Source organism: Alcanivorax hongdengensis A-11-3 (assembly GCF_000300995.1).
Classification (GTDB): domain Bacteria; phylum Pseudomonadota; class Gammaproteobacteria; order Pseudomonadales; family Alcanivoracaceae; genus Alcanivorax; species Alcanivorax hongdengensis.
Map to the genome: position 1 here is coordinate 153,192 of NZ_AMRJ01000003.1, position 22,129 is coordinate 175,320.

Sequence of the window (22,129 nt, forward strand, 5' to 3'; positions counted from 1 at the left end):
ATGCGTGATTCAAACCGCCCCGCTCACACCGCGTGGCAACTTGAAACCTGCCTCTTTCGGCTCAGTTGCCGTAGACCACCACGGTGAACTCGGACAGCACACCGAAGAAGTTCTGGGACTCGTAATCCACATGGTGAATCTCGGTGATACCGCCGTTACGGGCCGCCGTCTGAATGCTGGCGTCACCGGAGGCAATAATGCCGAGAATGGAGCGGGCGCTGGCCCGGCCCACGCGGGTGGGCTTGTCCGCGGAGGCGGTGGCGCCCAGCGGTGCTTTGACGTTGCCGTACATGAAGCCGGTCACCGGCATCATTGAGTTGGCGCAGCCACTCAATGCCACCATGCTGACCAGGAGCAAAATCCACTTTTTCATAACCGGTATCCCCGTGTTGTTGTTATTCGCCGCCGCCAAGGCTAGCACGTTGCCCGGAGGCTGTTTAGTGGCCAGCGGTTAAAGATTCTGCAGCACCCGGCGCAGGCCCGCCACGTGGCGGCGACTGACCGTCAGGCGAGCGTCCATGCCGCGCAGACGCACCTGATGGTGGCCCGCAGTGGCCAGTTCCATGCCCTCGATATACTTGAGTGCCACCAGCGCATTGCGGTGAATGCGCACGAACTGGTCACCGAACTCGGTTTCCAGCTCCTTGAGGGTCTCATCAATCAGCACCTCGCCCTCGGCGGAGCACACCGTCACGTATTTCTGGTCGGCCAGGAAATAGCGGATTTCATCCACCGGCACCAGCTCCAGCCCCCGGTGGGTGCGGGCGCTGATGTGACGGCGGCGGCGCGGTTTCTCTTCACTCACTTCCCTGCCGATTTCCGCCAGCTGGGCGCGATTGAGGGTTTTCGCCTTGCTCAGCGCGCCCTGCAAACCCTCGGCATTAACCGGCTTGAGCAGATAATCCACCGCATGCACCTTGAACGCCTGCAGGGCATGTTCGTCGTAGGCAGTGCAGAAGATCACCGCCGGCGGATTGTCCATCTTGCTCAGGTGTTCGGCCGCTTCCATGCCGTCCATGTCCGGCATGCGGATATCGAGCAGCACCACGTCCGGCCTCGATTTCTGCGCCTCCACCACGGCTTCACGGCCATTGGCCGCTTCGGCCACCACCTCGCAGCCGTCGGTTTTCTCCACCAGGCGTTTGAGCCGCTCCCGGGCCAGATGTTCATCGTCACAGACAAGCACCCGCATAGTCTTTTCCCTTATCGTTGCAGCGGATATCGGATTTCGATCTCGTATTGTTCTTTTGCCGGGCGGGAATCCACCACCACCCGATCGCCATACAGGGCCTCCAGCCGGTGCTGGATGTTTTCCAGCGCCATGCGGTTGCCATTATGGCTCTGGCCGCCGACCTCCGGTTTGGGATTGCGCACCGTCAGGCTCAGCATCCCATCCTCGGCACAGGCCCGAATCACTACCAGACCACCGGCCGCCAGTGGTTGTATGCCATGATAAATGGCATTTTCCAGCAGGGGTTGCAAGGTTAACAGAGGAATCAACACGTTTTCCGCATCCACCTCCACCTGCCAGTCCACCTGCAGGCGGTCGCCCATGCGCAGCTGTTCGATATGTATATAGCGCCGGCACAACTCCAGTTCCTCGGCCAGGGTTACCTCGTTGCCCGAGTTCTTCAGGCTGGCACGGAACAGCACGGACAGATCTTCCACCACCTGCTCGGCGGCATCCGGATCCACCGCGATCAGGCTGGCAATGATATTCATGGAATTAAACAGGAAATGCGGGCGAATGCGCGATTGCAGCGCCTGAATACGGGCCTGCAGCTCCGCCTGGCCCTTCTGGCGCAGCTGTTCCTGAACATAGAAATAACGCATCACCAGGCCGGCAATGATAGCCGCGATCAGGCCGTTGACCAGAATATCCTGATCCCAGAGCGGGTAGATCTCGCCCACGTCGTTGAACACCCAACCCAGAATCAGCCGTGCCAGCACGCTGAACAGCAGGGTATCGATGACCACCAGCACCACCACCGCACAGGCCGCCCACGCCTGGGGCAAACGGTCCAGACGCGGGCGCAGCTGGCAGACCAGCGCCGCCGAGGTCAGCCCCACCCACTGCACGAACAGTGAGGTGGTGGCCAGCTGCTGCAGGCTGAAGGCCCGGTAATAGGTGGCCACCAGGCACACCACCAGCGCCATCAGCTCCGCCACCACCACCACCACCAACACCGCCCGGGTGCTGCACAAGTCCGGCAGGAAGCTGTCCTGTGTCTGTTCGTTCATGATCCCCGCCGCCAGTCGTTATCCATAACCAATTGATTCTTTCTGTTGTTACTGCCGTTATACCCCATTGCAGCTGCCTCTCCCAAGGGGTGGTGTCGCCCTGCTATACTGCGCCCCCGCAAAACGGTTAGAGCTAGACCACGATGACTGACAAGCAGCAGAACAAACTCTGGGGCGGCCGCTTCAGCGAATCCACCGACCAGTTCGTGCAGGAATTCACCGCCAGCGTGAATTTCGACCAGCGCATGTACCGTCAGGACATCTACGGCTCCCAGGCCCACGCCACCATGCTGGCGGAAGTGGGCGTGCTCACCGAAGACGAGCGCGACGCCATCATCAATGGTCTGGCGGAGATCCAGAAGGAGATCGAAGCCGGTCAATTCCAGTGGTCCGTGGCCCTGGAAGACGTGCACATGAACATCGAGGCGCGCCTCACCGACAAGATCGGCATCACCGGCAAGAAGCTGCACACCGGCCGCAGCCGCAACGACCAGGTGGCCACCGACATCCGCCTGTGGCTGCGCGACGAAATGCTGATTCTGGAAGAGCAGTATCTCTACCTGATGCAGGGCCTGCTCAATCTGGCCGAGCGCGAAGCGGCCACCATCATGCCCGGCTTCACCCACCTGCAGACCGCCCAGCCGGTCACCTTCGGCCACCACCTGTTGGCCTGGTTTGAAATGCTCAAACGTGACCGCGAGCGCCTGCTGGACTGCAAGAAGCGGGTTAACCGCATGCCGCTGGGGTCCGCCGCCCTGGCCGGCACCACCTACCCGATCAACCGCGAGCGCACCTGTGAGCTACTCGGTTTTGACGGCGTGTGTGAAAACTCTCTGGACGCGGTGAGCGATCGTGACTTCGCCATCGAATTCTGCGCCCTGGCCGCCCTGTCCATGACGCACCTGTCGCGCATCAGCGAAGAGCTGGTGCTGTGGACCAGCGCCCAGTTCAACTTCATCAACCTGCCCGACCGCTTCTGCACCGGCAGCTCCATCATGCCGCAGAAGAAGAACCCGGACGTGCCGGAGCTGGTGCGCGGCAAGACCGGCCGCGTCAACGGCCACCTGATCAGCCTGCTGACCCTGATGAAGAGCCAGCCGCTGGCCTACAACAAGGACAATCAGGAAGACAAGGAACCGCTGTACGACGCCGTAGACACCCTCAAGGGCAGCCTGCGCGCCTTCGGCGACATGATTCCTGCGCTGGAGCCCAACCGCGAAGTGATGCGCGAAGCGGCCCGCCGCGGCTTCGCCACCGCCACCGACCTGGCCGACTATCTGGTGCGCAAGGGCATCGCCTTCCGTGACTCCCACGAAATCGTCGGCAAGGCCGTGGCCTACGGCGTGGAAAAGAAAAAGGACCTGGGCGACATGTCCCTGTCCGAACTCAAGCAATTCAGCGACCAGATCGACGAAGACGTGTTCGAGGTCCTGACCCTGGAAGGCTCGGTGAGCGCCCGTAACCACATCGGCGGCACCGCCCCGGACCAGGTGCGCGCGGCCGTGGCCCGTGCCCGTGAAGCGCTGGACAATACCGGGCAGTAATATGCTGCCGCGCCCGGCTCCGGGCGCGGCATCGGCCCAGTCCCAGCTTCCCACTGGCGTCCATCGTCGCCACCGACAGAAATCGCTATACTGCCGCCATTCGATCATCGCTGGAGCCCGCCCATGCGCGCCCTGATTCCCCTGTTGCTGTTAGGCCTGCTCAGTGCCTGTGGCCAGAAAGGCTCGTTGTACTTTGCCCCCCAGCCGGCCAAGCAGGCCGCGCCCGCCGCTGACACCACCCCGGACACCAACAGCAGCGAGAAAAACGAGCAGGACAAGAACCAGGAACAACCGGACGCCCAGGCGGCCGAACAGGACTAATCATGGATCATTTTCAGTATCGCGACGGTGAACTGTTTGCCGAGGAATTGCCGGTGGAGCAACTGGCCGCCCGCTTCGGCACGCCCCTCTATCTGTATTCCCGCGCCACCCTGGAGCGCCATTTCCAGGCCTTTGACGAGGCCTTCGGCGACCACCCTCACCAGGTCTGCTATGCGGTCAAGGCCAACTCCAATCTGGCGGTACTGAATGTGCTGGCCCGCTGTGGGGCCGGTTTCGACATCGTCTCCGGTGGTGAGCTGGAGCGGGTACTGCGCGCCGGCGGCGATCCGGACAAGATTGTGTTCTCCGGTGTCGGCAAGACCGCCGAGGAAATGGCTGCGGCCCTGAAAGCCGGCATCCATTGCTTCAATGTGGAATCCGCCGCCGAGCTGGAACTGCTCAACCTGGTGGCCGGTGAACTGGACCTGCAGGCCCCCATCGCCATCCGCGTGAACCCGGATGTGGATGCCCAGACCCATCCCTATATCTCCACCGGGCTGAAAGACAACAAGTTCGGCGTGGACATCGACAAGGCACCGGCCCTGTACCAGCGTGCCCACGAGCTGCCACATATCCGCATTCTCGGCATCGACTGTCATATCGGCAGCCAGCTGACCAAGCTGTCGCCGTTCGAGGATGCCCTGGAACGGGTGCTCAAACTGCTTGATCAGCTGCAGGCCCACGGCATCGAAATCCAGCATCTGGATCTGGGTGGTGGCCTGGGTGTGACCTATGATCAGGAAACCCCGCCGGCCCCGGCGGACTATGTGCAGGCCCTGCTCAAGCACATCCCCGGCGACCTGCCGGTACATATCGAGCCGGGCCGCGCCATCGCCGCCAACGCCGGCATCTTTGTCACCCAGGTGCTGTTCCTCAAGCCCACCGAGCACAAGAACTTCGCCATCGTCGACGGCGCCATGAACGATCTGATCCGCCCGAGCCTGTACTCGGCCTGGCAGAACATTGTGCCGGTCAAGCCCCACGATGCGGACTGCCGTACCTGGGACATCGTCGGCCCGGTGTGTGAAACCGGCGACTTCCTGGGCAAGGAGCGCGCCCTGTCGCTGGATACCGGCGACCTGCTGGCGGTGCGCAGCGCCGGCGCCTATGGTTTTGCCATGGCCAGCAACTACAACAGCCGTAACCGCCCCGCCGAAATCATGGTCGATGGCGATCAGGCCTTCGTGGTGCGCCAGCGGGAAACCGTGGATGACCAGCTCAAGCTGGAATCCTTGCTGCCCTGAACCATGACAAAGCGGGCTTGCGCCCGTTTTCTATCGCGTTAGGACAATGCGTGTCCTGCAAACGCTGCCCGCCAGCGTTGCCCTTTCTTACAAAGCGGCAACGCTCTGTGTCTCGATTGCCATGGCCCCCAAAAAGATAATTCAGAGAGAACAATAACTCTGGAGTTGTCATGTCTGACACATTCGCAAAGGGGCTGCTGGCACTACTGCTGGGCCTGAGCCTGGCGGCCTGTGGCGGCGGAGGCGGCGGAGGCGGCGGCAGCAGCGACCCGCAAACCACCAGCACCACCCCGACCCCCAAGGCCCCGGCCACGCCCGATGAGCCGGCCACCCCGGTACCGGAACAGGAACCGGACTTCACCCCCGGCCCGCTGACCCGCTGTGACAGCGCCAGCTACCCGTCACTGACCTGGACCCAGTGCGAAGCGGAAAATTACGCCGTTACCCTGCAAAACCCGAGCACCCACGCAGAGCTGCTGCCCGGCGTACTGGCGGCCACCACCGCTTACCAGACGGCCCGCCTGACCCTGGCCATCAGCGACCCGGCACGCCAACCCAACCCCAACAGCTGCACCAGCGTGTTGCTGTGCCCGGTGGACCCGCGCGTGCAGGACTGGCAGTCCCGGGGCGGCCTGGTGGAGCCGGTGCTGTTCACCTCGCGCTCCGGGGCCACCCTGTCCGGCCATGTCTGGGCTACTGAAGAAGGCCCGGCCCAACGCCCGGGCATCGTCATCATCAACGGTTCGGTGATCGGGTTTGAACAAATCTACTGGTACGCCGCCCAGGCCCTGGCCAAGGCCGGCTTTGAGGTAATGACCTTTGATGCCCAGGGCGAAGGCATGTCCGACCAGTTCGGCGAAGCCCCGGACTATCTGGAAGATGCCTTTGCCGGCACCCCGGGCGTGGGGCTGCTGGCCCCTGACGGCTACCGGGACAATGGTCTGGGTGGCAACGGCCTGCCCTTTTATGATGGCGGTCAGGATGCCCTGAACTTTTTCCTGTCTACCCCGGATGCCCCCTATCAGCCAGTGGCCAGCCGCAGCACCGGCACCTCTCACACCGACAAGCAGCAACGCCGGGTCGAGGCCGGCCGCAACGCCGCCTTCAACCCGCTCTGGCAACTGATCGACACGGATCATCTGGGCCTGGCCGGGCATTCCTATGGCGCCGAGGCGGCCAGTTGGCTGGCCCAGCAGGACAACCGGGTGGACACCGCCGTGGCCTGGGACCAGCTTTGTGTGCCGGTCTCGCCATCACCGGATGAGGCCTCGGCCATTATCAACACCCCGGTCAACCGCCCGGCGGGCGTGCCATCACCGGCGGTTTACGGCCTCGGCACCCCCTGCTTTGGCGCGCCGGACGAACCCCTGGCGCCGATTCGCAAGCCGGTGTTCGGTATCAGCTCCGACTATGCCCTGGCGCCCCTGCCCTACCCGGTCGCCCCGGACCCGACACTGAAAAGCGAAGCCTCCACGCAATACAGCCAGGCCGGCGTCGACAGCGGCACCGTGGTCATTCGTGGTGGCACCCATTACGACTACAACGACGTGCCGGTGGCCATTCCCGCCAGCCTGCGGGGCATTGATCTGGTGACCTGGTACACGGTGGCCTGGTTCAAGAAATATCTGCAACACGACCCGCTGGGCGAAACCATGTTGCTGTCCACCCGCTGGCGCAATGATGCCGCCACCGGCGCTGTGGACCCGGCCGGCGATGCCAATGCGTTTTCCTGGCACTACCATTCACGGCTGGCCATTACCCGGGAGGACGGCAGCGCCTTTGTCTGCGAAGACCTGCGCCGCGGTTGTGCCGGCCAGGTGCCGGCGGAAAAGGATGGCGAAACCGTCAGTTACAGTTTCATGGACAAAATCCAGTAACGATGGAGAAACCTCGGCGCCCGGGGCGCCGGGGTGTCAATGCTCTGCGGTGAGCGGTTTGACCAGGGTGTGGCCACCCACATCGCAAAGCTGCTGGCGCAGTACCGGCAGGGTCTGGGATAACTGCTGGGCCAGGGTGTAGGGCGGGTTGATCACCAGCATGCCGGACCCGGTCATGCCCCGGCCACTGCCGTCGGCGCGTGCACAGCACTCCACCCGCAGCAGATCCGGGAAACCGGCCTTGACGAAACGACGCACGAAACCTTCGGTGCGTTGGCGATCCAGTACCGGGTACCAGACCGCATAGGTGGCGGTGGCAAAGCGGCGCAGGCCTTCCCTTACCCCCTCCAGCACATCGGTGTAATCCGCTTCCAGCTCATAGGAAGGGTCGATCAGAACCAGCCCCCGGCGATGGGTGGGCGGCAGCATGGCCCGCATGCCCTGCCAGGCATCCATCTTCTCCACCCGCACGCGCTTGTCGCCGGCAAAACGCTGCTGCAACAGCGGGAAGTCGGTGCTGTGCAGTTCGGTACATTGCAGTCGGTCCTGCTCGCGCAGCAGGGTGGCGCTGATCAGCGGCGACCCGGGATACTCGCGCAGGTGCCCGACCGGATTGAGCCCGGCCACCAGCGTCAGATAACGGTCCAAAAGAGGGTCGCCGAATCGCTGGCCAAACAGGCGGCCAATGCCATCCACGTATTCACCGGTCTTCTGCATGTGCTCATTGGCAATGGCATAGCTGCCCGCCCCGCCATGGGTATCATGCACGGTGAACGGCTTATCCTTTTTCTTCAGGTACTCGATGATGGCAATCTGCACGATATGCTTGAGAACATCGGCAAAATTGCCGGCATGGTAGCTGTGGCGGTAGGAAAGCATGATCAGAACCTGCGGGGTATGTGGTGGCGCATTGTACACCCTCACTGCAGGAGCGTCGCTGGCGGCGCGATCAAAGAACAGGAGCCAGAACACGACCACAGCAGAGCACTCTTCGCCCCCCTGACGATAACCGCCGGCCGGAGTACAATGGCCTTTTACCCGTAGCGGACATCCCACATGAACCTGCGCTTCACCAAAATGCATGGCCTGGGCAACGACTTCATGGTGATTGATGGCATCAATCAGCCCTTGCCGGAAACCGGCCTGCCCCTGCCGGCGGCGGAGATCCGTCGTCTCGGTAATCGCCATTTCGGCGTCGGCTTCGATCAGATGCTGATCGTGCAGCCGGCGCAGGGCCCGGAGGCGGATTTTCGTTATCGCATCCTCAATGCCGATGGCTCGGAAGTCAGCCAGTGTGGTAACGGCGCCCGCTGCTTTGCTCGCTTCGTGCGTGATGCCGGACTCACCGACAAACAGGAAATCGTGGTGGAAACCGCCGCCGGGCAGATGACCCTGACGGTCACCGGCGATGAGCAGGTGACCGTGGACATGGGCGCCCCGCGCTGGGCCCCGGCGGATATCCCGATGACCGCCAAGGCCGAAGCGGACAGCTATATCGTGGTGTCCGGGCATCAGGCCTGGGAGGTAGGCGCCGTGGGCCTGGGCAACCCCCATTGCACCCTGCTGGTGGAAAACGTGGACCAGGCCCCGGTGGAGACCGTGGGGCCGCTGCTGGAAAGCCACGAGCAATTCCCGGAGCGGGTCAATGTGGGCTTCATGCAGGTGGTCAGCCGCAGCGAAATTCGCCTGCGCGTCTATGAGCGTGGCGCCGGCGAGACGCTGGCCTGCGGCTCCGGCGCCTGCGCTGCGGTGGTGATCGGCCAGCGGCGCGGCCTGCTCGACAGCCAGGTCACCGTGCATCTGCCGGGCGGCCCGCTGCAGATTAGCTATGACGGCGAAGGCGGCATCCGGATGACAGGGCCGGCCAGCCGTGTCTATGATGGCAGCATCAACGTAACCCCGGCGGAATAGGAAGCACGCCCCATGACGGAACAGAGCAAGGCCAGCGCCGACCAGGTGGCCGCCTACCTGCGCGAGAACCCGGACTTTTTCCAGCAACGCCCGGAGTTGCTCGAATTGCTGCGCCTGCCCGACTCCCGCGGGGAAGCGGTATCACTGCTGGAACGTCAGGCCAGCATCCTGCGTGACCGCAACAACGAACTGCGCGACCGCCTCAACGGCCTGCTCGATGTGGCCCGGGAAAACGACCACCTGTTCGACAAGACCCGTCGCCTGACCCTGGCCCTGCTGGAAGCCCGCGGCGCCGAGAAGCTGTTCCGCAATCTGCTCAAGAGCCTGGCTGACGATTTTCACTGTGACCGGGTGGCACTGATGCTCTATGACCGGGAAGTGCCGATTCTGGGCGACCTGCGTAACCAGGTACGCTGTGTGGACAGTGATGCCCTGCCCGCCGCGCTCAATCACCTGCTGCGCAGCGGCAAGGCCGTATGCGGCGCCATGCGCGAAGAGGAAATGCAGGCGCTTTTCCAGGAACACGCTGCGGACATCCGCTCCGCCGCCATGGTGCCACTGGAGTACCAGGGTCGTATCGGCCTGCTGGCCATCGGCAGCAAGAGCGCCATGCATTTTCGCAGCTCCCTGGGCACTCTGTTCATCACCCACATTGGCCAGGTTCTCAGCCGCCGCCTCTACGAAGTGGTACGCCAATACCCGCATCAGGCCGCGATGAAATCAATGAATAGTGAATAATTCATAATGAATCATGAAAAGAACGCCTCTTCAGACGTTACTGATTCTTCATTATTCATTATCAATGCGTTCCTGGAACATCTCTCCAGCGAACGCCGCCTCTCCACCCATACCGTGATCAATTACCAGCGCGACCTGACCCTGGCGGCTCAGGTATTCGGGCGGCGTGACTGGGCCAGCCTGACCGTGCATGACATCCGCAGTCTGGTGGCCACCCTGCACCGCCAGGGAAAAAGCGGCAAAACCATTCAGCGCTGCCTGTCCACCCTGCGCACCTTTTACCGTTACCTGATGCGCGAAGGCCTGGCCCGGGATAATCCGGCCGTGGACGTGCGTGCGCCCAAAAGCGGCAAGCGCCTGCCCAAGGCACTGGATGCGGATCAGGTCAGCCAGTTGCTGGACGCCGGCCAGGCCAGCAGCGAACCGCTGGCCGTGCGTGACCAGGCGATGATGGAAATGCTCTATGCCTGCGGCCTGCGTCTGGCGGAACTGCTCAGCCTCGACCTGGACAGCATCGACATGCGTGCCGCCCAGCTGATGGTCACCGGCAAGGGCAACAAGACCCGCCTGCTGCCGGTGGGCGGCCCGGCGCTCAAGGCCCTTGGCCGCTGGCTGAAAGTCCGCGCCCTGCTGGTCAAGGACCCGGACCAGACAGCGCTGTTCGTCAGCCGCAACGGCCGTCGCCTGTCGCCGTCCAGCGTGCAACAGCGGCTAAGGCGCGCCGCCCTGGAGCGCGGCCTGAGTGACCACCTGCACCCGCACAAACTGCGTCACTCCTTTGCCACCCACCTGCTGGAATCCTCCGGCGACCTGCGTGCCGTGCAGGAACTGCTCGGCCACGCGGACCTGGCCACCACCCAGGTCTATACCCACCTGGATTTCCAGCATCTGGCGCAGGTCTATGACGGCGCCCACCCCCGTGCCCAGCGTCGCCGGGACGACGAGGAACCGAACGACGGCTGAACGGGTACCCTCCGGGCCGGCATTACCGTTAAACTGGGCAGTCCGTGCCCCAGGCAGCCGCCGAAGATGCCCCCATGAGCACCCTGAAACTGATTACCTTCGATCTCGACAACACCCTGTGGCCGGTGGACGAAGTGATCCGCCAGGCGGAGAAGGTGTGTAGCGAATGGATCGCCGAACGTCACCCGGAAGTGGCCCATTCCCTGACCGCCAGCCGCATCCGCGACCTGCGCACCGCCCTGATCCGGGAAAAACCCCACTACCTCAACAACCTTACCGCCCTGCGCCGTGACGCCATGGCCCGCGCCTTCGAGCAGGCCGGCTACAGCCAGCGCGAGGCCGGCCGGATCGCCGATGACGCCTTTGTGGTGTTCCACGAAGCGCGCAACCGGGTGACCTTTTTTCCCGGCGCCCTGGAGGTGCTGGAAACCCTGGCCGACAGCTACCAGCTGGGCGCCCTGACCAACGGCAATGCGGACCTGAAGCAGATCGGTATCGCCGACCTGTTCGCGTTCCATCACTCCGCGGAAACCGTGGGCAAGCGCAAACCGGCCCCGGACATGTTCCTGGCGGCGCTGCGCTGTGCCGGCGTGCAAGCCAGCCAGGCCATGCATGTGGGCGACCACCCCCAGGAAGACGTGCAGGCGGCCCGTGACCATGGCTGGCACGCGGTCTGGGCCAACCTGATCGACCTGGAATGGCCGGTTGAACTGGAACGCCCCCGTCACCATATTCATAACCTTCACGAACTGACTGACCTGGTACCCCTCTTCGATGACTAAACGCACACAGCTGGCCGGCTTACTGGACGATCTGCAAACCGAACTGGACCAGCAGGGTCTGTGGGAAAGCATGCCGCCCGCCCCCAGCGCCTTTGACAGCCAGACGCCCTTCTTTGCCGACACCATGGCTTTCACCCAGTGGCTGCAATGGGTGTTCATCGCCCGCTTCCGCGCCATCCTGGATGCGCAGCATCCGCTGCCGGGCCAGTGCGATGTGGCGCCCATGGCCGAAGAAGCCCTCAAGGAAATGGACCAGGAAACCACCCAGATCATCGCCCTGCTCAAACAGTTCGACGATCATTTCTAGGGCCTGCTCACAACACCAGGGAAGAGTCTGTATCCCTGCCTTGCCGAAAATGTAGACAGCGCGTATACAGGTAACACCGCTATTACAGGAGTGCCCCATGGCAAGGCCCGCCCCGCTTCCCGAGCACACCCCGGCGCATGCCCGCGGCTTTGCGAATCTGGATATCGAGACCAGCCTGAATATTGCTCCGCAACAGATTCGCGGGCGTATTCCCGACAGTGTGCGCGGCACCTTTTTCCGTATTGGTCCGGGCCGTAACCAGCTGGGTGGCGAACAGTTCGGCCACTGGTTCGATGGCGACGGCATGATGCACGCCATGACCTTCAGCCAGAATGGCGCCTGGTACCGCAACCGTTATGTGCGCACCCCCAAGTACAACCGGGAAACCGCCGCCGGCAAAATCCGTTGCCGCAGCTTCGGCCACAATGCCCCCGGCGGCATGCTCGCCAATGCCGGCCGACCACCGGCCAACGCCGCCAATACCAGCCTGGCCTGGCACGGTGACCGTCTGCTGGCACTCTGGGAAGGCGGGCGCCCCTGGCAGCTTGACCCGGGCGACCTGTCGACCCTGGGGGAGTGCGATTTCGCCGGCGGTTTACGTCCGTTCGAACCGTTCAGCGCCCATGGTCATCACCACCCGGACAACGGCTGCTACTACAACCACGGCATCAGCGTGGGCCGACGCGGGCCACAGATAAACCTCTACGAAATCGGCGCCAACGGACGCATGAAACGGCGCCGCCGCCTGCCGATTTCGCGGCTGGCGTTTTTACATGGTTCCGCCCTGTCACGTCGCTACTGGTTGTTCCTGGAACAGCCGCTGGCAATGAAGGGCATCGGCCAGATGTTGCTGGGCCGGCGCACGGTGGACCAGTGCATGCGCTTCGATCCCCGCTGGGGCATGCGGGCCCTGGTGGTGGACCTGGAAACCCTGACCCTGGCCCATACCTTTGAGCTGGATCCCTTTGTGGTCTTTCATTTCGGCAACTGCCGGCAAGAGGGGAATGAACTGGTGGTGGAACTGGTGCGCTTCGACGATTTTTCCGTCAACACCGCCCTGCGGAATATCTTCACCTATCACCAGGACGAAGCCGGCGAACCCTGCCAGCTGCGGCTGAACCTGAAAACCGGCGGCCACGTTCTGCAGGCGCTGCCCTGCCTGGCCGGTTGCGAATTTCCCCAGTACGACCTGCGCTATACCGGCCGGTCCAGCCGCTTTCTCTACAGCACGGCCCTGGCCGACCATGGCGGTTTCTTCAATGCCATTCAGCGCCAGGACACCGAAAGCGGCAAGGTTGCCCTGCATACACTGGGGCCGGGGCGATTTGCCTCAGAGGCTGTGTTCGTGCCGGAAGGGGAGCGGGAAGGCGATGGCTATCTGTGTGCCGCCATTTATGATGCCAACCAGCACCGCAGTGAGGTGGTATTGCTGGATGCCCGCAGTGACCAGCTGGAAGAGGTGGCCGCAGTGCCGCTGCCCCACCATATCCCCCATGGCTTTCACTGCGGCTGGGTGGGCCGGGAACGATTGGCGTTTTAAGCAGGGCCTAACAGCCCTAACACTGCCGGATGACACTGTTGCCCAGCAGGGTACGCCAGCGTGCTTCATCCTCGTCACCGGCGGACAGGGTCCACAACCACTCGCCCTTTTCATCCAGCGCTTCCAGCGCCGTCAGCACCTGCCCGTCACCGGGTTTGCGCAATCGCCACAGGCTGCCCACCCGCGCCATGTCCAGGGAAACCAGGGCACCATTGTGGGCCAGGTGGCAATGGTTGCCCTGCCAGCGCGGCGCTGACCAGGGGGCGCTCATACACAGGCGCACACCGCGGTTGCCCACGCACAGGGTGGTGGCGGTATCACTGTCGGCGGCACTGGCCAGCACCGCCGGCAGGGTTTCCGGGCGTAACGGACAGGCAAAGCTGTCACGCACGGCGCGATAAAGGTGAGCGCGGCGATTGCCATAACGCATCAGCAGACGGGAAAAACTGTCCTCGTCATCACTGCGCGTCCAGTCGCGCTCCAGCTCGGTCAGGGAGTCCAGGCCGCGCCCCTGGCGCCGGTCGACATCGCCGGGGAAGCACAGGCGTTGCTGGTCCGGATGCAGCATGGCACAGACCAGCTCTTCAAAGGCCAGGCCACCACTGCCCGGCGCCACCGCCATCTGTTGCAGGGCATCGCCATGGCGGTCAAAAAACAGCAGGCTGCGAGCCGGCAAGTCGCCCACCGGTTCCAGCACCGCCAGCACCGAATGCCAGTGGTCAACCTGCAGACTCTGGCGCAGCCGGCACCGTTGCCCCACGGCTTCCAGCCACCATTCACCATCATGGAGCACCGGGTAATGCATGTTCTGCGACACCCGCGAACCAGCGCTGAACGTGGTCACCACCAGATTACCGAGCCGGTAAAGCGCCTTGAGAATCGCGAGCGGCTCTTCCTGCAGCCGCAACACCCGGTCGCCGAGTGCCCCGCCACACTGGCGGAACAGGGAAGGGGACGCCGCCACAGGCCAGCTTGTCACTGACATGTTTCCTCCAGACACCGGACCCATGAGATCCGGCAAATATTAAGTGTGGGCAGCTGGCGGCGGCTGGCCTGCCCACGTCAGGGAAGTGGAAAGTTACTTGGTCAGGATCAGACGATTATTGGAAGTACGACGCAGCAGATAGCGCTCACCGGCATGCTCGATCCAGAGCTTGCCCTGATGATTGAGCAACAACTGGCTGGCCACCAGGCTGTCCGGGGTAATGGCAACACGGCGAACACTGTCACTGACGGTTTTTTTCGGCTGGGTCATGGGTGGCCTCCATTCTCTATTTGAGAATAATTATCATTAATATTTTTCAGTCGTCAATGCCTGTCGCGATTTTTTCTCGCCCGTGATCACCGTTTCACCACAGGCGCTGCAAAAAACACTCATAAAAATTGCAAAACCCACGCCCTGCCCCTATCGAAAGCCCCCGGTCATCGCGCTAGACTGAAACCATGAATATCGCAATGGCACCGCAGATGACTGACTCACCCCAGGAACGACTGGCCGCCATTCTCGACAGCCACCAGCCCCGTTCGGTGCTGGCCATCAGCCTTAACCCCATCCCCGTGGTTGAACACTGGTGCAAGGACCATGATTGCACTCTGACCACCATTGCCGAGCAGGATCCCTTCAAGGCACTCAACCAGGTGGAGCGGGTGGATATGGCGGTGATCGCCGACCAGCTCGAATACATGAGCCACCGCGACGGCGAGGCCCTGCTGGGCCTGCTGCGCAACCTGCACACCGATTCACTGGTGGCGGTGTACCAGCCGCAGCTGGCGCCGCAGCGGTTACGCTGGCCGAGCAATGGTTTTCTGGCACTGGGCTGCCGGGAACAGGGTCACTTCGCCGAGAACGGCCGCAGCCTGGACATGTACAGCTACGACCTGGACAACTACAACTTCGAGCGCAGCTGGAACAATCCTCGCTTCTGGGCCAACCCGGAGAACTGGGGCAAATACTGGTGGTGAGACCCGCTCCGGCGGGTTGCAGACCCGGGCTAGTCAAGGACGCGCCCTTATCGTAAGGTGCGCCCTCTGCCCTGCCGTGACATATCACCATGATCGGACAACGTCTTCGCGAAATTCTTTACTTCTGGTGGCGCCACCTGCCGGCGCTGTTTCTTGTCAGTGCGCCCTTCGCCCTGCTCAATCAGGTCATTCAGATGTTGATGGGCCCGGTGATGGTGATCAACCAGGGCGACCTGTCCGGCCTTAACGTGTCCACGGCGTTGGTGATCCTGCTGATGCAACCGCTGGCCGGCGGTGTGCTGGTGGTGCAACTGGCATCCATCCAGGGCGGCAAGGGTCGCGGCCTACTCGCTTGCCTGCTGCCGGCTGTGCAGCATTATCCACAGCTGATGCTTGCCTATCTGCTGATGGGCGTGGCGGTCTCTCTGGGCTGGCTGGCGCTGTTCTTCCCGGCCCTGTGGGTCTATGCGCGACTGTGCTTTGCGCCCTACCAGATCCTGCTTCGCAACCGCTCGCCACTGGATGCCCTGCGCGACGCCTTTACTCTGTCGCAATCCCAGCAGTGGGTCATCGTGCTGGTCCTGGTGATGGTGTTCTGCAGCATGTATCTGGTCAGTGCCGCCCTGACCAGCCTGTGCATTACCCTGCTCGGAGACAACGCCGGCAGCCAGTTGCTGGCCACCCTGCCCGCCGCCCTGTTCGGTACAGCATTGAATGTGGCCGTTTTTCGCTTCTGGATGCTCGCCGGCGGTCAATCCACGGATCCATCCAGCGGACAATGACACTGTGGATGCTGCCGGTTTGATGGCATACTGAAACCTGCGTACACGAGGTTTTTTTATTGTCTGTCAGGGGGAATACCGTGCCGCAACACAGCATGCATCTCAGCTGGACCGCCCATGGCGATCAGGGCCATTACCTGTGGCACCTGCCCGACGGCAATGAAGTCCGGGTGGTGGATGGCCACAACGGCCATCAGGAATTCATGGAGCCGGAAGAAGCCTTCCTGGCGGCCATTGCCAGCTGCCACCTGCTGTCATTTCTCACCGAGAGCGCCCGCGAGGGCCTGTCCGTGGCCAGCTACGATGACGACCCGCTGGCGGTGCTGGGGCAGAACGACCAGGCGCGCATCTTCGTCAAGCAAGTCACCCTCCAGCCGCTGGTGACCTTCAACGGCAAACAACCGGACGCCGGCACCATCCAGGCGCTGCATCAGCGGGCCCATGAAAAGTGCTTTATCGCCCAGTCGGTGAAGAGTGAGGTAATTATCGAGCCGAGGGGCTGACAAGCAGCCTCTCGGTGTTTATTGGCGCTGGTACACCACGAAGGAATAATCGTAGGGATTGGGCCCCTGCGCGGCGAAGTCTTCCCTGGCAATTTCCGTCCACTGATCGGTGTCATACTCGGGAAAGTAGGTATCGCCCTCCACCTGGGCATGCACTTCGGTGAGGTAGAGACGGTCCGCGCTCGGCAGGGCCAGCTTGTAAATCTCCGCCCCGCCCATGATCACCGCCTCTTCCTGGCCATCAATGAACGCCACGTTCTCTGCCAGGCGAATCGCCTCGTCCAGTGTCGCCACCACTTTGGCGCCCTCGGCCTGATAATCCGGCTGGCGGGTAATAACGATATTGGTGCGCCCCGGCAACGGCCCCTTGAGCGATTCCCAGGTCTTGCGCCCCATGATCACCGGCTTGCCGAAGGTCACCTGCTTGAAGTACTTGAGGTCATTGGGCAGGTACCAGGGCAGTTTGTTGTCGCGACCGATCACATCATTGCTGGCCTTGGCGACCATCATGGCAAGTCGAATGGGCATAGTGAAATCCGTCTGACGTCCGACGCCCGACGTCTGATGTCGGACGCGAAGGTTTTAGTCGTCTGACGTCAGACTTCCGACGTCAGACCCGACTTAGATCGCCACCGGCGCCTTGATATGGGCGTGGGGCTCATAGTTGCTCAGGGTGAAATCCTCGAAGGTAAAGGCAAACAGGTCCTTCACCTGGGGATTAAGCGTCATGGTCGGCAGGGCACGGGGCGCCCGGGCCAGCTGGGTATCGGCCTGCTCCAGATGATTGGAATACAGGTGCGCATCACCCAGAGTGTGCACGAAATCCCCCGGTTGCAGGCCACACACCTGGGCCATCATCAGCGTCAACAGGGCATAGGAGGCGATATTGAAGGGCACACCCAGGAAGATATCGCCGCTGCGCTGATAGAGCTGACAACTGAGCTTGCCATCGGCCACGTAGAACTGGAACAGGCAATGACAGGGCGGCAGCGCCTGTTTGCCGGCGGCAGCATTGGCCTCTGGGGAAATGCTCGGGTCCGGCAATACCGCCGGGTTCCAGGCACTGACCACCAGGCGGCGGGAATCCGGGTTGCGCTTGATCTCCGCCAGCACCTGGCTGATCTGGTCGATCACCTCGCCATTGGGGGCTTTCCAGCTGCGCCACTGTTCGCCGTACACCGGGCCCAGCTCGCCTTCCGGCGTGGCCCACTCATCCCAGATGGAAACGCCGTTTTCCTTCAGATAGCGGATATTGGTTTCGCCGGACAGGAACCACAGCAGCTCGTGGATAATGGAGCGCAGGTGCAGTTTCTTGGTGGTCAACATGGGAAAGCCGGCGCTCAGGTCATAACGCATCTGATAGCCGAACACCGCATAGGTGCCGGTGCCGGTACGGTCTTCCTTGAAGGTGCCGTGCTCGCGCACATGACGCAGCAGATCCAGATATTGTTTCATGCGGTCGCTCCCGGTTGATGGCGACGGTAGGCCCAGATCACCATGGCCGTACCGATAACCACCATGGGCGCGCTGAGCAGCATCCCCTCGGTGAGCCAGCCACCATGCAGGTAGCCGATCTGCACATCCGGGGTACGGAAGAATTCACAGGTGATCCGGCCCAGCCCGTAACCGACACCGAACAGGCCGGTTACCGCCCCGGCCGGCCGCGGCCTGGCCGAATAGAACCACAGCACCAGAAACAGCACCACACCCTCCAGCGCAAACTCGTACAGCTGGGACGGGTGGCGAGGCACCTGCATGGGATCGGTGGGGAAAATCATCGCCCAGGGCACATTGGACGGGTGCCCCCACAACTCCGCGTTCATGAAGTTGCCCAGCCGCCCGGCGGCCAGACCGATGGGCACCATTGGCACCATGAAGTCGGCCACATCGAAGTAGCGTTTGCCGGTCTTGCGGGCAAACAGGCCGAAGGCCACCAGCACACCGATGGCCCCGCCATGGAAACTCATGCCGCCGGTCCACACCTCGAACAGCCACACCGGATCAGCGAGGAATTTGTCGAAGTTATAGAACAGCACATAACCAAGGCGACCGCCCAGGATCACCCCCATGGCGCCATAGAACACCAGATCGCCAACCTGCTCCCGGGTCCAGCCGGAGTTGGGCTTGTCGGCCCGGCGGTTGCCCAGCCACCAGGCGGCGGCAAAGCCGACCATGTACATCAGCCCGTACCAGTGGACCTTGAGCGGGCCAAGGGAAACGGCAACCGGGTCAATCTGCGGATACGTGATCATGCGTTTTTCACCCCAGGGCCAGCTTCAGGCCCAAAATAAACAGCACCAGCGCGAATACCTTCTTGAGCGTGGCCGACGGCAAACGGTGACTGAGCCGGGCACTGACACGCGCCATGGGAAAACTGGTGAGCACTATACCGGCTGTCGCCGGCAGATACACATACCCGAGAGCACCGTCGGGCAGGTTGTGCTGATGCCAGCCGGCCACCGCAAAGGCCACCGTACCGGACAGGGCAATCGGCAACCCGCAGGCGGCGGAAATGGCCACTGCCTGCTGCATCTTCAGGCGGCACCAGGTCAAAAAGGGGACCGTCAGCGAGCCGCCACCGATGCCGAACAGGGCCGAGCCGGTGCCGATAAAGAGCCCGGCCAGCCCCAGCCCCATGGCTCCCGGCACGCGCTCCGGGGCTCGCTCATCCACCTGGCGACGCCCCACCAGCAACATCTGAAGGGCCACCAGCATGGCAAAGATACCGAACAGCCGGGTCAACAACGCCCCCTTCATCCAATCAGCGATAAAGGCGCCAGCAAAGGCCCCCAGCACGATACCGGCGGCCAGCCGCCAGACCACCGGCCAGCGTACGTAGCCGGCCCGGTGATGGGTGCGCACGGCACTGATGGAGGTAACGATAATGGTGCTCAGGGAGGTGGCCACCGCCATCTTGGCAACCAGATCCGGCGGAAAATCCAGACCGTGGAACAGGAAGATCAACGCCGGCACGATCACCACACCACCGCCGAGCCCCAGGGCCCCGGCCAGCATGCCGGCGGCCACGCCCACCACCAGACAGATCAGGAATAAATGCAGCATCGGCTGCTCCTCGCAAACAGGACCGGTATGCTAGCACGGCTCATAGAAGACGCCAGGAGCGCGCCATGCCCATTCGGCACTGCGGGCTTCCACGACAATCCCTGGACACAGGAAAGCGACAGATGTGCATCGTTCTTTTCGACTGGCAACCCGGCTCGCCAACGCCGTTGCGGCTGGCCGCCAACCGGGATGAATTCCATGCCCGCCCTGCCGAACCGGCGCGCTGGCGTGGCGATATCTTCTGCGGCCTGGACCTGAGCGCCGGCGGTACCTGGCTGGGCATTCACCGGGACGGGCGCATGGCGGTGGTCACCAACTTCCGCGAACCCATTGCCGAGCGTCAAGCCGGCGAGCGCTCCCGTGGTCAGCTGCCGCTGGCCTTCCTGCAGGGCCATGAGGGTCCGCGGGACTTCTGTCTGGCCCTGGCCGAACAGCAGCACCACTACGGTGCCTTCAATCTGCTGGTCGGTGACCGGCATCAGCTCTGGTATCTGGGCAATCGCGGCGCCGCTCCCCGGGCGGTAGCGCCGGGCCTGCACGGCCTGTGTAATGGCCTGCTGGATGATCCCTGGCCCAAGGTGGAACGGGGCAAGCAACGGCTGCGCGATACCCTGGTCGGCCCCCATGATCTGGCCGATCTGCTGGCCGTGGTGGAAGACCCCTACCAGCCGGATGACGCTCACCTGCCGGATACCGGGGTGGGGCTGGAGCTGGAGCGGCTGGTGGCACCGATCTTTATCCAGTCCCCCCAATACGGCACCCGGGCCAGCTCGGCGGTGATCATCGGCAGCCAGGGTCAGCCACGCATGCGTGAGCAGGGCTGGAGCCCGGAGGGACAGCCGCTGGGCGCCCCCTGCGACAGCGAGGGTTAGCCGCCCGCCGGCGCCATCATCACGCCAGCGTAGAAGCGCACCATGGTCGCCAACTGGTCGCGGGCCAGGCGCTCGTCACGGCCGTGGAAACGGTGCAGGTCTTGCTGCCCGAGTCGCACCGGCATAAAGCGGAAAATCTGCTCGGAGAGCCCCTGATAGTGGCGCGAATCCGTGCCGGCCACCAGCAGATAGGGCGCCACCACCGGGCTGGCGTCCTCGACTTTCAGTGTGGTGCGGATCAGGCCTGCCAGGCGCTGCCATTGCGGTGACGGCACCGCGGACACCGCCGAGGGGTTGGAGCGAAAATCCTGATAAATGCTCACATCGATGGTGGCCGGCAGGCGCCGCTTCAGATCCGCCAGCAGCGTGTCCACATCATCGCCCGGCGCCAGGCGGAAGTTGACCAGGGCACTGGCCTGGGCGGGAATCACGTTGTCCTTGACCCCGGCCTTGAACACGGTGGGCGCCGAGGTGGTACGCACCAGCGCATTGGTGGCCGGCTTGCCTTCCAGCTGGCGGCGCACCAGTGATTTGAACAACCACAGGTTGCTGAGCACCAGGCGCTTGCCAAAGCCCTGATAGGGGGCAATGGATTCCAGCATCTGCCAGGTCGGCCCGGACAGGTGCGCCGGGCGCGGGTAGGCCTGCAAATCGGCCACCGCGGCGGCCAGATCCCCCACTGCGGTATGGGCCGGTGGCCGGGAGGAATGGCCCGCCTCGCCATGGGCCACCAGCTTCATGGTCACATAGCCCTTCTCGGCAATGCCGACCACCGCCACCGATTGCCTGATCCCCAGCATGGCACCGGGCAGCACCATGCCGCCCTCATCGAGCACCATGGCGAAATGCAGCCCCTGTTTTTTCAGTGCCGCGGCGATCCTGGCCGCCCCCTGATTACCTCCGATCTCCTCATCGGCCCCCAGCGCCAGGTAGATGTCACAGGGCGGCGTCTGCCCGGCGGCCAGCAGTGCCTCGCTGGCCTCCAGAATGCCCATCAGACTGCCCTTGTCATCCAGGGCACCACGGCCCCAGACAAAGTCGTCATCCAGCACGCCGGCAAAGGCCGGCTGCTGCCACTGGTCGGGCTCGGACACCGGCACCACGTCCTGGTGCGCCAGTAACAGCGTGGGGGCACAGTCATGGCCACTGCGCCAGTGCAGCAGCACACTGTTGCCAAAGAAACGGGGAGACAGGGTCTGCCAGGTACGCGGAAAACTGTCGGCCAGAAAACCGTGAAAGGCCTTGAAGGCCGCCGGGTTGTCGGCGGTGGTGGGGAAACGCAGGGCCGCCGCCAGCCGCCGGGCCAGGGCATCGCTGTCCAGCGCCAATGCCGGTGGCGTGACCGCCGGATAATCCGGCGCCGTCACCCGGAGGGTGCGCACCACCAGTACCGCCACCAGCACCAGCAGTGCCAGGGCCGCCAGTATCAGTGCTCGCTTCATGACTCCCCCAATATCGTGAGCAGGTTCTTATTAGCAG

25 protein-coding genes are annotated in these 22,129 nt (G+C 63.2%); 14 read left to right on the plus strand and 11 right to left on the minus strand.

What is annotated here, in order from left to right; all coding sequences use genetic code 11:
* Positions 1-61: 61 nt before the first annotated feature.
* The 3 genes from A11A3_RS03860 to A11A3_RS03870 form a co-directional block, all read right to left on the minus strand.
* Entirely contained in the window at positions 62-373 is a 312-nt protein-coding gene (locus A11A3_RS03860) for a TRL-like family protein (RefSeq protein ID WP_008927955.1), read from the minus strand.
* Between the two features lie 78 nt (positions 374-451).
* The gene (locus tag A11A3_RS03865) at positions 452-1,192 is read right to left on the minus strand and encodes a LytR/AlgR family response regulator transcription factor (protein WP_008927956.1); all 741 of its coding nucleotides are present in this window, start codon (positions 1,190-1,192) and stop codon (positions 452-454) included.
* An 11-nt stretch (positions 1,193-1,203) separates the two neighbouring features.
* Positions 1,204-2,241, minus strand: a complete 1,038-nt coding sequence (locus A11A3_RS03870; protein ID WP_008927957.1) for a sensor histidine kinase — start codon at positions 2,239-2,241, stop codon at positions 1,204-1,206.
* Between the two features lie 143 nt (positions 2,242-2,384).
* Here A11A3_RS03870 and argH point away from each other — a divergent pair, with 143 nt between their 5' ends.
* From argH to A11A3_RS03890, 4 genes are all read left to right on the plus strand, one after another.
* Positions 2,385-3,785 (plus strand): argininosuccinate lyase, encoded by a 1,401-nt coding sequence (gene argH, locus A11A3_RS03875; protein ID WP_008927958.1) that lies wholly within the window; start codon positions 2,385-2,387, stop codon positions 3,783-3,785.
* Between the two features lie 123 nt (positions 3,786-3,908).
* Entirely contained in the window at positions 3,909-4,106 is a 198-nt protein-coding gene (gene lptM / locus A11A3_RS03880) for an LPS translocon maturation chaperone LptM (protein WP_008927959.1), read from the plus strand.
* 2 nt (positions 4,107-4,108) lie between these two features.
* A complete protein-coding gene (gene lysA, locus A11A3_RS03885; protein WP_008927960.1) occupies positions 4,109-5,350 on the plus strand; it encodes a diaminopimelate decarboxylase in 1,242 nt (413 codons plus the stop codon).
* 170 nt (positions 5,351-5,520) lie between these two features.
* Positions 5,521-7,227 carry an alpha/beta hydrolase family protein gene (locus tag A11A3_RS03890; RefSeq protein WP_008927961.1) on the plus strand — a complete coding sequence of 569 codons (1,707 nt, stop codon included), beginning with the start codon at positions 5,521-5,523 and terminating at the stop codon, positions 7,225-7,227.
* A 36-nt stretch (positions 7,228-7,263) separates the two neighbouring features.
* Here A11A3_RS03890 and A11A3_RS03895 read toward each other — a convergent pair whose 3' ends face one another.
* On the minus strand, positions 7,264-8,106 hold the full coding sequence (locus A11A3_RS03895; RefSeq protein WP_040296681.1) for a 23S rRNA (adenine(2030)-N(6))-methyltransferase RlmJ: 843 nt from the start codon (positions 8,104-8,106) through the stop codon (positions 7,264-7,266).
* 177 nt (positions 8,107-8,283) lie between these two features.
* Between A11A3_RS03895 and dapF the strand changes: the two genes are divergently transcribed.
* From dapF to A11A3_RS03925, 6 genes are all read left to right on the plus strand, one after another.
* On the plus strand, positions 8,284-9,138 hold the full coding sequence (dapF, locus tag A11A3_RS03900; protein WP_008927963.1) for a diaminopimelate epimerase: 855 nt from the start codon (positions 8,284-8,286) through the stop codon (positions 9,136-9,138).
* 12 nt (positions 9,139-9,150) lie between these two features.
* A complete protein-coding gene (locus tag A11A3_RS03905; RefSeq protein ID WP_008927964.1) occupies positions 9,151-9,876 on the plus strand; it encodes a DUF484 family protein in 726 nt (241 codons plus the stop codon).
* 6 nt (positions 9,877-9,882) lie between these two features.
* A complete protein-coding gene (gene xerC / locus A11A3_RS03910; protein WP_008927965.1) occupies positions 9,883-10,839 on the plus strand; it encodes a tyrosine recombinase XerC in 957 nt (318 codons plus the stop codon).
* Between the two features lie 74 nt (positions 10,840-10,913).
* Positions 10,914-11,621, plus strand: a complete 708-nt coding sequence (locus tag A11A3_RS03915; protein ID WP_008927966.1) for an HAD family hydrolase — start codon at positions 10,914-10,916, stop codon at positions 11,619-11,621.
* Entirely contained in the window at positions 11,614-11,928 is a 315-nt protein-coding gene (locus tag A11A3_RS03920) for a YqcC family protein (RefSeq protein WP_008927967.1), read from the plus strand. The genes A11A3_RS03915 and A11A3_RS03920 overlap by 8 nt, the downstream gene beginning before the upstream one ends.
* 97 nt (positions 11,929-12,025) lie before the next feature.
* The gene (locus tag A11A3_RS03925) at positions 12,026-13,468 is read left to right on the plus strand and encodes a carotenoid oxygenase family protein (RefSeq protein WP_008927968.1); all 1,443 of its coding nucleotides are present in this window, start codon (positions 12,026-12,028) and stop codon (positions 13,466-13,468) included.
* 16 nt (positions 13,469-13,484) lie between these two features.
* Here the strand turns inward: A11A3_RS03925 and A11A3_RS03930 are convergent, their stop codons facing one another.
* Positions 13,485-14,453: a ChuX/HutX family heme-like substrate-binding protein gene (locus tag A11A3_RS03930; RefSeq protein ID WP_008927969.1), complete on the minus strand. Its 969-nt coding sequence runs from the start codon at positions 14,451-14,453 to the stop codon at positions 13,485-13,487.
* Positions 14,454-14,546: 93 nt separating this feature from the next.
* Positions 14,547-14,723, minus strand: coding sequence for a hemin uptake protein HemP (locus A11A3_RS03935; protein ID WP_008927970.1), 177 nt, complete (start codon positions 14,721-14,723; stop codon positions 14,547-14,549).
* A 212-nt stretch (positions 14,724-14,935) separates the two neighbouring features.
* Between A11A3_RS03935 and A11A3_RS03940 the strand changes: the two genes are divergently transcribed.
* From A11A3_RS03940 to A11A3_RS03950, 3 genes are all read left to right on the plus strand, one after another.
* Entirely contained in the window at positions 14,936-15,430 is a 495-nt protein-coding gene (locus A11A3_RS03940) for a DUF6231 family protein (protein ID WP_237738824.1), read from the plus strand.
* Between the two features lie 89 nt (positions 15,431-15,519).
* On the plus strand, positions 15,520-16,212 hold the full coding sequence (locus A11A3_RS03945) for a hypothetical protein (RefSeq protein WP_008927972.1): 693 nt from the start codon (positions 15,520-15,522) through the stop codon (positions 16,210-16,212).
* An 80-nt stretch (positions 16,213-16,292) separates the two neighbouring features.
* On the plus strand, positions 16,293-16,715 hold the full coding sequence (locus A11A3_RS03950; RefSeq protein WP_008927973.1) for an OsmC family protein: 423 nt from the start codon (positions 16,293-16,295) through the stop codon (positions 16,713-16,715).
* An 18-nt stretch (positions 16,716-16,733) separates the two neighbouring features.
* Here the strand turns inward: A11A3_RS03950 and A11A3_RS03955 are convergent, their stop codons facing one another.
* The 4 genes from A11A3_RS03955 to A11A3_RS03970 all read right to left on the minus strand — a co-directional run bounded on the left by A11A3_RS03955 (position 16,734) and on the right by A11A3_RS03970 (position 19,778).
* Positions 16,734-17,243, minus strand: a complete 510-nt coding sequence (locus A11A3_RS03955) for a dihydrofolate reductase (protein WP_008927974.1) — start codon at positions 17,241-17,243, stop codon at positions 16,734-16,736.
* Between the two features lie 93 nt (positions 17,244-17,336).
* Entirely contained in the window at positions 17,337-18,170 is an 834-nt protein-coding gene (locus A11A3_RS03960; protein ID WP_008927975.1) for a thymidylate synthase, read from the minus strand.
* Entirely contained in the window at positions 18,167-18,967 is an 801-nt protein-coding gene (gene lgt / locus A11A3_RS03965) for a prolipoprotein diacylglyceryl transferase (RefSeq protein ID WP_008927976.1), read from the minus strand. The genes A11A3_RS03960 and lgt overlap by 4 nt, the downstream gene beginning before the upstream one ends.
* A gap of 7 nt (positions 18,968-18,974) precedes the next feature.
* Positions 18,975-19,778, minus strand: coding sequence for a sulfite exporter TauE/SafE family protein (locus A11A3_RS03970; RefSeq protein ID WP_008927977.1), 804 nt, complete (start codon positions 19,776-19,778; stop codon positions 18,975-18,977).
* A 122-nt stretch (positions 19,779-19,900) separates the two neighbouring features.
* Here A11A3_RS03970 and A11A3_RS03975 point away from each other — a divergent pair, with 122 nt between their 5' ends.
* Positions 19,901-20,650 (plus strand): NRDE family protein, encoded by a 750-nt coding sequence (locus A11A3_RS03975; protein ID WP_008927978.1) that lies wholly within the window; start codon positions 19,901-19,903, stop codon positions 20,648-20,650.
* Here the strand turns inward: A11A3_RS03975 and A11A3_RS03980 are convergent.
* Entirely contained in the window at positions 20,647-22,092 is a 1,446-nt protein-coding gene (locus A11A3_RS03980) for a M20/M25/M40 family metallo-hydrolase (RefSeq protein WP_008927979.1), read from the minus strand. The genes A11A3_RS03975 and A11A3_RS03980 overlap by 4 nt on opposite strands.
* Between the last annotated feature and the right edge of the window lie 37 nt (positions 22,093-22,129).